This is a genomic window from Okeania sp. (assembly GCF_035285525.1).
In the GTDB taxonomy this organism is placed as follows: Bacteria; Cyanobacteriota; Cyanobacteriia; order Cyanobacteriales; family Microcoleaceae; genus Trichodesmium.
Genome location: NZ_JAYKGW010000153.1, coordinates 1 through 10,832 on the forward strand (window position 1 = coordinate 1; position 10,832 = coordinate 10,832).

Here is a 10,832-nt window from a genome sequence, read left to right on the forward strand (position 1 = left end):
GCGTTAGAACCTTCTCCAGCTCTTCCCAGAAAGGTAAAATTCTCGAAGTCAGAACTGACGAAAATATCTGCAAATTCAGTATTACTATTACGGCCTACTTCATCAATAAAAATGTCGTTTCCTGGACTGTCAATGATTGTTTGATTAGCAAAACCAACAGTTACAAATGAGCCTGTTGGCAGAGATAGAGAGTCGCTTTCGTTGCCGAACAATACGACATCTGTGCTGACGGGTATTGGAAAATTATTTCCTATGGCACCATAAGGTCCGTCAATAGGTCCGGCACCGCTATCGAAAAAATCAAAAACTGTATCTACAAATGCCATATTTACTCCCTGATAGCTAATGATGAACAAAGTTATTTTTACCAATAATGTTAGTAACTTTAACTCAGCAATCTACCTCAAACAACTAATAAACGTTAGCAATCCTGTTATAATCCAATTAGTAAATTTCCAACAGGAGGACATCTAACTGTGCCAGCTCAAGACCAACTCTTCTCCACAGCAGCCGAATATTGGGACTTAAAAACCCTCTATGCTGACATGGCCTCTGCTAAAGGCCGCCATCTAACACCTACTGAAAAGCTACATCTGCGGGGTCTTATATCTGGTTATAGTCCGGGAGAAATTGCCGAAAAACTCCATAAAAATGCTAACGGAGTTGAGGTGGCTTTGTGTAATACTTTATACCAATACGTCAGAATTTTGGTAGGCAAACAAGAAGACAAAATCCAAAACTGGAGAAATGTTTGTGAATGGTTGGAAGAAGCAGGTTATAAATCTCAGTTGCCCCTGGAACCAGAATCAGATGATTATTTATCAGCTAAACTTTTAATTAAAAAAGCTAATGTGGCACTAAATAAAAATCAAATTGTAGTTGACATCAACCTGCGAATAGTGGCCGACTCACCAGTAGAATTTCCAATCGCTGAAAATATCAAATACCACAGAGAAGAAGAACAATATTAGCTCATTAGGGTGCGTTAACGGAGTGTAATGCACTGAACATAATGGAAGAAGCGATACGTTATGACGGATTGCTAAATCTTTTTCAGATCAAAGAAAAAGCAGGAACAATATTAAAAATACTCTTCTAGATAACTAAACGCCTCCCTCTTTTTGCTATACTATGCTCTCCTCACTATTTCTGTTGAACAAATGTATCTATATGCTCAAATAAGCGATCGATGATTTCTGTATCTGTATATGGATTGAGCAAAACTGCCCGCAGCCAATAATGCCCACGATATCTTGGCAGTGATAAGAAAGTCTCACCCTTTTCCAGCAGATAAACTTGTAAATCTGAGTTCCATTTATCCCAATGGTTATCGGGAATCCAAGCAGGTATACTACGAAAGCAAACCAGATTTGTTTCTGATTCACCACTTGTTTCCAAAAAAGGGCGTTTTCTGACTTGCTGTATAAAATACTCCGTCAATACATAACTCTCGTCAATAAGTTGTTCGTAACCACTCTTACCAATATGCTGAAGTGATAGCCATAATTTCAAAATTTCGGCATGGCGAGTACCTTGAACGCTTATTTCACCTAAGTTAATAAAGTCTTCAGAGTCACGCATATAGGGTGCGGGAATTTGAAAAGCTTTTGTCAGACTTGCCATATCTCTAAACAAAACCATGGCACAAGTTTTTGCCACATATAACCATTTTTGCGGATTAAATGTAATGGAGTCGCTGTGTTCGATACCTGTTAATCGTTGACGTTGATTTTCGGACAAAATCAATGCACCGCCAGAAGTTGTGATTGATTCATACTGGATAATTGATAATTGATAATTGATAACTAAAGTTTAGCGATGGAATATCATTGGTACGGATACATCTTTGGGCAGAAATTTTTGGTGAATTTCCTTACCAACAAAAGATATCCAAATCCTCCCCCAAGAAGATGAAAAGATAATAGTTCATTACTTCAAGCTTCTGGGAACAGGTACTGATAACTGAAATTATCTGTGAGTTTTTTTTGCATACATAATTCATTGAAAATGTTAGATTATCTAATTTTAATTTTTAGCCTATCATATTAAACTTAGCTGAACTAATTTATAATTTTCCTATTGTCGTAACTAAAACCTTGTAGAGAACTTTCATACAACCTTCTTAATATGGTTTATCCAAATGAGAAAATCTGTAGGAGTTTATCCCAATTTTTAGGTGGAGGCCAGAAACCAGATATCTAAAGATAAAATTATTCTAAAAATTAATAACCTCGATAGAAATTATTTAGCTCTAATAATATACTTAATTTATATAAGTTTAGATTCAAGATGTAAAGATTTAGATGAACTTCAAAAAATATACTAACTATAAAAATTAAAAGTATATTGTATCAAATTTTGGAGTTTATTTATATTTTTAGACCCTTTAGTTTAATTTACAGGGTTTTCCTAACTTTGCAATAGCTGTGTGTGTAACATCCAGAATAAAATACTTACATATTTATTTATAATATTCAAAAACCCAAACATCTCTAAAAATAATGATAACTAACAAACTAATAGAAACCCAACCTTTAGAATCAGAAAATATCTCTATTTCTCTAGATTCATTACCAGAACCTTTTACTACTGATAGTGTTGGTAATCCTGCTACTATTATTCCAATTCCAGACAATCCAATTTTGCAAGTTCCAGATGGATTTACTGTTAATATTTTTGCTGAAGATTTACAAAGTCCTCGTTGGTTAGAAGTTACTCCCACTGGAGATGTATTAGTAACAGAAACTCCCCTGAATCAAATCCGTTTATTACGAGATACAGATGGGGATGGAACAGTAGATTTTTCTCAAGTTTTTGCAAGTGCAGAAAATGGATTAGATCGACCTTTTGGAATGGCTTTTACTGAAGATTATTTCTATGTCGGAAATACAAATTCTGTAGTCAGATATCCTTATAATATTGGCGATATAGCAATTAATGGAACTGGTGAAAAAATTGCCGATTTACCAGCAGGAGGTCATTGGACTCGGAACTTAGCAATTTCTGACAATAATCAACTTTTTGTTTCTATTGGTTCTGCCTCTAATGTATCTGTAGAACCATTACCTAGAGCATCAGTTTTAGTAATGAATTTAGATGGTTCTAATCAACAAACTTTTGCTTCAGGTTTAAGAAATCCTGTAGGTTTAGATTTTCATCCAATTACAAATCAACTTTTTACTACTGTAAATGAACGAGATGGATTAGGAGATGACCTAGTTCCTGATTATTTAACAGGATTAGAATCAGGGGAATTTTATGGTTGGCCTTATGCTTATTTATCACCTGATTTGGAAGACCCCAGAAGAGCTGGAGAAAATCCAGATTTAGTTGCTCAAACTGATACTCCAGATGTTTTATTTCAATCTCATTCGGCACCTTTAGGACTCCAATTTTATGATGAAGAAACTTTTCCAGCAGAATATCAAAATGGAGCTTTTGTCGCATTTCGAGGCAGTTGGAATCGTCAGGAACCTACAGGTTATAAATTAGTATTTGTACCCTTTGATGAAAATGGAAATCCTACAGGAGAATATCAAGATTTTTTAACAGGATTTTTAAATGTTTCAGAGGAAACAACTTGGGGTCGTCCGACAGGTTTACAGGTATTACCAGATGGGAGTTTGTTATTTACTGAAGAAGTAAATAATCGAATTTATCGGATTCAATTTCCGGAAAATGAAACGATAGAAGGTACTAATGAAAATGATAATTTGCAGAGTGGGGAAGGTAACGATCAACTTATTGGTAGAAGAGGTAATGATCGCCTCATTGGTAATGGTGGAGACGATATATTGATTGGTGGTAAAGGTGAAGATACCCTTAAGGGTGGTAAAGGTGAAGACACTCTTCAAGGTGGTAGAGGTAATGATAGACTATTTGGTAAACCTGGTAATGATTTGTTAATTGGTCATAGCGGTAATGATACTTTGTTAGGAGGTGAAGGTAACGATACTCTGAGTGGAGGTATTGGTCGCGATAGACTTAATTGTGGTTCTGGAAACGATGAACTCACGGGAGGTGGGAGTATTGACTACTTTATTTTTAATACTAATCAAGAATTTCAGACTGAGGATATAGGTATAGATACAATTACTGATTTTTCTCAAATCCAGGGAGACATTATTGTTCTAGACTTGACAACTTTTACTGCTATCAACAGCGAGTCGGAAAGAGGTTTCAGCATTGTCAGTGAGTTTGCAATAGTTACTAATGACGAACTAGCAGAAACTTCTGATGCTGTTATTGTTTATAACAGTGGAAATGGAAACTTATTTTACAACTCCAATGGTAGTGAAGTAGGTTTCGGCAATGGAGGTCAATTTGCTACTTTGACGAATATTCCATCCATAGAAGCAAAAGATTTCTTCCTCAGAAGTTAGGAAATTATATCAATCTGAAAAAAGAATGTTGCAAAACTCTAGGGTGTGTCATCAATTAGATGTGAGAAGCTTTATCAACAAAAGTAGTGGACTGACAAAGCTCAAACTGTTCATTACATCATTTGGGGGCGGGTTTATATAACTTCTGAAAATCGTTCATTTAACTGAGAAACCCGCCCCTACCGACCTCACAATTTCAGGTATGCGATCACTATATCTGAACCTACTCAATCGCGATCGCCATTTTTACTTAACAGAGAATAACCTTTTTGTCAACTTATTTAATTGATGACACACCCTAGTGATAGGGAAAACTTAACTGGGAATAGGTATGGAGGTATGGAGGTATGGAGGGAACAAAGATTCGTAGCAAACATTTATCAAATTGGTATTATATCAGGACTTACAAGGGAGGAACCCGGTTTCTACGAGAAATGGTTGTTTTGAACAGCAAGAATCTACCCTCGTACCGGGTTTCTGAGTTCCCCTCCCTGCGTAAGTCCTGTATATCATGTCCGGATAATCAATGATAAAAAACTTTTTCCTTTGATATCATGTCCGGTAGCATCGGTATTATATGGAAAAGGTAAGGAAGAAGGAAAAAGGAAGAAGCTTTAAAAGAAGGAAAGACCTTAATTTTTACACGCTCCGATACCAACGGACATGATCTGATATCTTTATCGTTATAGAGATATCAAAAATGCACAATTAATTCTGTTCCAGATAGTATTATTGTCAGCATTCAGCTATCAGTTATCAGCAATAAAAAACTCAACTTTAAGGAGGAGATTTAAACGCATAAAGAAAGTGAACAATGAATTTTGTAGTCAGACAAATTCCTGAATTATTACCTTTTCTCTAAAACTACAAGCAATAGCTGACCAGTGAATGCTGACTGCTGAATACTTACCGAAATAATTAATAATTAAACAATTAAACAATTAAATAATTAAATAATTCGCGCCTTGAAGCCTCCCCTTGGATAGGGGAAAAAAATAAATCTTTTCCTGAAGCGCCAATCCTCTCACTTTTAGGGAGGGGTAATTATCCATTAATGAAGTATTATTAACATTATCGTGATTAGGATTAGTAATCACAAACAGACCAATGTATACCATCTTTTTATATTGTGGTTATTAGACTTCTCCAGAAAATAGGCAATGGGCAATAGGAAGAAGTAATTCATAATCTCTGGATAAGAATTGATTTCCTGTTTTTTCTTTTTGGAGATGTCTAATCAATACTACCTAAATATGATAAATTTAAAGTTTTAATTAGTACAAAAAGTCAGTCAATGAATACCCCCTCCAATTTTTCCAGCTCACAAACTCCAAAAGCTGAAAACCTAACACAAGAAGCGGAACTTTACTACGCTCAAGGACAATTGTCAGAAGCGATCGCTTGTTGTCATGAAGCTTTAACTTTACAACCTAATTGGGCACCTACTTATGTTACCTTGGCAAATATTCTTCAGGCCCAGGGTAACATCTCAGAAGCAATTAGTCAATATAATCAGGCCATAGATTTGAATCCTGACTTATCCCAAGCTCATGTTAACTTGGGCAGTATGTTTTATCGTCAGGGAAAATTAGAAGAGGCGATCGCTTGTTACCGGAAAGCTATTCAACTCCAACCAGAGATGGCCGCTGCTTATTGGAATTTGGCCAAAGTGTGGCAAAAGATGGGTAAGTCAGATGAAGCGATCGCCTCCCAACAAAAAGCATTAGAATTAAATCCTAATTTAGGAGGAGTAGAGTTTAGTTTAAGGGAGGGATACAGGTTAGCTGAAGTGGGTAAATTAGCAGAAGCTATTGCAGCTTGGCAAACAGGGATTAAACTTCAGCCGGACTTAGGGGAAGCTTATTGTCAAATTGGAATTATTTGCAGAAATCAAGGTAAATTTTTTGAAGCTCTTCAAAACCTGAAAAAAGCGATTGAAATTCAACCTAATTATGTTACAGCTCATCAACATTTATGTGGCATTTTGAGAGATGGTAATAATTATCAAGTTGCTAGGGAAGCGGTGAATAAATATAGTCAAGAATGTAGTGAAATCGATCCGATTATGACTGCTATATATATGATTAGTACCCATCAAGTATCTGGCTTAAATGAAATTGCTAAAGATAGATTTTTGGAGCTGGAAACTAAACTGATAGAAGATATAAATATTATCAAAAAATCAGTTGAATTAAAATCTTTATATGGAAACTTTTTATTCAGCGTTCCTTATTTAAGAGATGATATTGAAGCTAACTCTCATTTCTACAAGTTAATATCTAATGCTTATAGTCAACTTGTTCTCAAACCTAAGTATAATAATCAGCAAAAATTGACAAATTTTGAGTATAGTCAAAGCCGAAAATTAAAAGTTGGATTTATATCCAGTCATTTTTGTAGACATTCTGTAGGTTGGTGTAGTCTCGATTTAATTAGAGAGTTAGGAAAGCTCGATACAGAAACTTATTTATATTCAACAGAACGTCTAAAAGTAGATGACCAAACCAATAAATTTAGTCAAGCTGTCACTAAATTATATGTACCGAAAAAATATCCTCAAGGAATAGCAGATGTCAAAGAAATTATTAGTGAAATTCAGCAAGACAAAATAGATATATTAATAGACTTAGACTCTCTAAGTTTACCAATTAATACAGAGATTCTCTATCATCAACCAGCACCTATTTGTATATCTTGGTTAGGATTTGATGCTCCTTACATATCCTCAGATAATTATTTTCTCTGTGACTGGAATACTCATCCCCAAAACCGAGATAAATACTATGTCGAAAAATTAGTGAGAATGCCAAATTCATTTGTAGCAGTTTCTGGTTTTGAAAGAATAGAAACAAATAAAGTTAAATTAAGAAGGTCTCAGAGAATAGATTCAGAGCAAATAGTTTATCTCTGTTTAACACCAGGTAGGAAATTTAATCGAGATTTAGTGAAAGCGCAAGTTACTATTTTGAAGCAAGTTCCTAATAGTATTTTAGTTCATAAAGGATTAGGAGATTTAGAAGTATTTAAAGCTGCTTATTATGAAGCTTGTCAAGCAGAAGGAATAAGTATTCATCGAATTAAATTTATGGATAGATTTTCTACAGAAGAAGAACACAGAACTATTTATTCTTTAGGAGATATTTTGCTTGATTCTTATCCTTATAATGGTGGTACTCATACTTTAGAAGCTTTATGGTTTAACTTGCCAGTTGTTACTCATACTGGAGAACAATTTTTATCTAGAATGGGTTATTCTTTTCTAGAGAGTTTAGATATTAAATTAGGAGTATCATGGTCATGGAAAGAATATATTGATTGGGGTGTGAAATTAGGTCAAGATTCTAATTTACGACAAGAATATATTGATATGTTAGTTAAGTCTAAAGAGTCGGAAAATTTAGCACCTTTGTGGAATCCCAAAAAATTTGCTCAAGATATGTATGCCATGATAGAACAATTAATAATGAACAATTAATAATTAACAACTGGACAGTGCCAAGTTCTAGGAATAACTATTGCTAGCTAATAGCTAAGGTTTTGAGCTATATAAAAGTTAGAAACTTTCTATTGAATAATTTAGGTGATTTCAGCAATTAATAATGAACAATTAATAATTAATAATTACCCCTTCTTCAAAGAAGGGGATTGACTAATCATGAAAATTTTTTATTTATCCCCTAGGATAGGGGAGGCTTCCAGAGGTGAATTGTTGAATGAATAATTATTGACTATCAACTTTTAATTATTCGGTAAGCTTGTACAAGTAATACTGTCAACCTTTAAAGCAAATATTTTTTTTAGGAGAACTTTGTACTCTTCAGTGAATAAATCTCAAAATTTTATCTAGTAGTTATCTTGTCTCAACCCTATTGACTGATATAGTTATTCTGAATCAGAATAGACATCTGCGGAAAAGAGGGAACAGGGAACAGGAAGGAGTAGTTAATGATTTATAGATAAGAATTGATTCTATTTTTTATTTCTGGAGATGTCTAATGAAACATTTTTTTTAACTGAAACTCTTTGATAGTAAAAAATTATTGTCTCAGGTTCGCTAATAACTGATAAATGATAACTGAAATAACCTGTTCCCTATTCCCTGTTCCCCATTCCCTATCTCAACTAGGAAATTAATTTTCCACAACTATTTAACTGAAAGAACTGAAGTGAAAATACCTATATTTAATCCCTATAGTAAACTTATTAAATTCTGGGAAGTATTGATTGTATGTGTTACCACTTATAATGCTTTTCTGATTCCATTCAGAATTGCTTTTAAAACAAGATTTAATGACATCTGGATTATATTAGATTTAATCGGGGATACTATTCTAGTAGCCGATATATTTCTCCAATTTCATCTAGGTTACTTTGAGCTAGGAGAATATATTGATGACCAAAAAAAGATAGGTCAACATTATTATAATTCCGGACTTTTTCTCAGACATTTAATAGTGAGTTTTCCTGGAGATTTAATCGCCAGAATTTCATTGCCCAACTCACTATTTATTATCGCCTGGTTGAGATTAACTCGTTTATTACGCTTACCTCAATTTTATCGAATTTTTAACAAGTGGGAAACTGATATTCATATTAATCCTACTTTGCTGAGAATGTTTAAATTAGTAATATTAATTATTTTAATTACTCATTGGGTAGGTTGTATTTGGTTTGTGATTGGTAGTTGGGAATCTAGTCACGGAAGTTCTTGGTTAATTTCTAAATCATTAGATTCAGCAAGTACAACAACTCAATATATTAACTCTCTATATTGGGCAATTACAACTCTGACTACCGTTGGATATGGAGATATTACTCCCGTTACTGAAATTGAAATAACATTTACTTTAATAGTTATGTTTTTAGGGATATCTCTATATGCTTATATTATTGGTAACGTATCTTCATTAATGTCTAACTTAGATGCTGTAACAACTAGATATCGAGAAAAGCTAGAGCAAATTCAAACCTATATGCGAGATAATAGAATTACTCTGAAGTTACAAGAAAATATTAGAGACTATTATCAATATATATGGCTAGAAAATCAAGATATTAGAGATTATCATATACTAGAAGAATTACCAGTTCCTTTAAGGATGAGATTAGCACTAGAGCTGCACAAAGAAGTAATTGAAAAAGTTCCAATTTTTCAAAATGCAAATCCAAATTTTGTGGGAGAAATAGTAATGGTATTAAAACCAGAAATACTACCTCCGAATGAATATATAATTCGTGAAGGTAAATGGGGAAATGAAATGTACTTTATTAGACGTGGAGCGGTGCAAGCTTTTTCAGAAAAAACTGGTACTGTATATAGAATTATGGAGGCAGGTACATTCTTTGGAGAAATTGCTATTTTATATGAAAAGCAACGTACTGCATCTGTTAAGACATTAACTTACTGTGAGTTATTTATCTTATATAAAGATGACTTTAAAAAAGTATTAGAACATTATCCAGAGTTTGCAGATCATGTTCAGAAAATAGCAGAAGAACGTTATGGAACTGGAATAAGTTAATACTAAGGAAGAAGGAAGAAGGAAGGGAAAAAACCTTTAACAAAAAGGAATAAACTATAGAGATAAACATCTAAAATTAATTGGAGTAGCTATTTTTAAACATTTCCGATCAACATCTATCTTTTTCCCTATTCTATTTATCGCTATTCTTCCCCTCCTGGGAGGGGTTAGGGGTGGGTTGGCTCCTGTCTCGTTTGGCAAAAACCGACATCCCGTGCAAAGATATGGTTAGAGCTTATATATATAGAAAAAAAATATGCAAGTATCAAAAACACCAACAATTAAATATATTAAACAACCAACTTCTCAAGCTTGGATAGAACAAGCGATCGCTAATTTAGACATTATTTTATTAGACCATTCTCACTGTGAAAGAAAAGCAGCAGGAGTAGCTATAAATTTAATGTTTCGTTATCCTTCTAATGCTAAACTTATTAAAATGTTAACTGCTATTGCTCATGAAGAATTAGAACATTTTGAACAAGTAAATCAGTGGTTAGAACGTCGAAATATTCCTTTAGCACCTTTAAATTCTCCTCCTTATGGAGCTGCTTTAAACAGTCAAGTTCGGCGAAATGAGCCTGAAAGAATGTTAGATTTATTATTAGTTTACTGTTTAATAGAAGCTCGTAGTCACGAACGTTTAGGTTTACTCGCTGATTATTGTCATGATTCTGAATTAGCAAAATTTTATCGTAGTTTAATGACATCTGAAGCTAGACATTATGGAGTATATTGGGTTTTAGCTACAACTTATTTTGAACAGAAAGTTGTGGAGAAAAGATTAGAAGAATTAGCACTATTTGAAAGTGAAATACTGAGTAATTTACATCCAGAACCGAGGATTCATAGTTAATATTAAGAAGGAAGAAGGAAGAAGGAAGAAGGAAGAAGGAAGAAGGAAGAAGGAAGAAGGAAGAAGGAAGAA

General features: G+C 33.8%; 7 protein-coding genes. 5 read left to right on the forward strand and 2 right to left on the reverse strand.

Going from position 1 to position 10,832, the window contains the following annotated elements; translation table 11 throughout:
- Positions 1-326: hypothetical protein (locus VKJ25_RS14505; protein WP_324237344.1), on the reverse strand; the 326-nt coding region annotated here is incomplete at its 3' end.
- Positions 327-476: 150 nt separating this feature from the next.
- Between VKJ25_RS14505 and VKJ25_RS14510 the strand changes: the two genes are divergently transcribed.
- Positions 477-971, forward strand: a complete 495-nt coding sequence (locus tag VKJ25_RS14510; protein ID WP_324237345.1) for a helix-turn-helix domain-containing protein — start codon at positions 477-479, stop codon at positions 969-971.
- 172 nt (positions 972-1,143) lie between these two features.
- Here the strand turns inward: VKJ25_RS14510 and VKJ25_RS14515 are convergent, their stop codons facing one another.
- Positions 1,144-1,746, reverse strand: a complete 603-nt coding sequence (locus VKJ25_RS14515) for a pyridoxal phosphate-dependent decarboxylase family protein (protein WP_324237346.1) — start codon at positions 1,744-1,746, stop codon at positions 1,144-1,146.
- A gap of 755 nt (positions 1,747-2,501) precedes the next feature.
- Here VKJ25_RS14515 and VKJ25_RS14520 point away from each other — a divergent pair.
- The 4 genes from VKJ25_RS14520 (at position 2,502) to VKJ25_RS14535 (ending at position 10,760) form a co-directional block, all read left to right on the forward strand.
- Positions 2,502-4,382, forward strand: a complete 1,881-nt coding sequence (locus tag VKJ25_RS14520; RefSeq protein WP_324237347.1) for a PQQ-dependent sugar dehydrogenase — start codon at positions 2,502-2,504, stop codon at positions 4,380-4,382.
- 1,294 nt (positions 4,383-5,676) lie between these two features.
- Positions 5,677-7,857, forward strand: coding sequence for a tetratricopeptide repeat protein (locus VKJ25_RS14525; protein ID WP_324237348.1), 2,181 nt, complete (start codon positions 5,677-5,679; stop codon positions 7,855-7,857).
- A 691-nt stretch (positions 7,858-8,548) separates the two neighbouring features.
- Complete coding sequence (locus VKJ25_RS14530) at positions 8,549-9,904, forward strand: ion transporter (RefSeq protein ID WP_324237349.1); 1,356 nt, start codon at positions 8,549-8,551, stop codon at positions 9,902-9,904.
- Between the two features lie 256 nt (positions 9,905-10,160).
- Positions 10,161-10,760: a MiaE family protein gene (locus VKJ25_RS14535; RefSeq protein ID WP_324237350.1), complete on the forward strand. Its 600-nt coding sequence runs from the start codon at positions 10,161-10,163 to the stop codon at positions 10,758-10,760.
- Positions 10,761-10,832 lie beyond the last annotated feature (72 nt).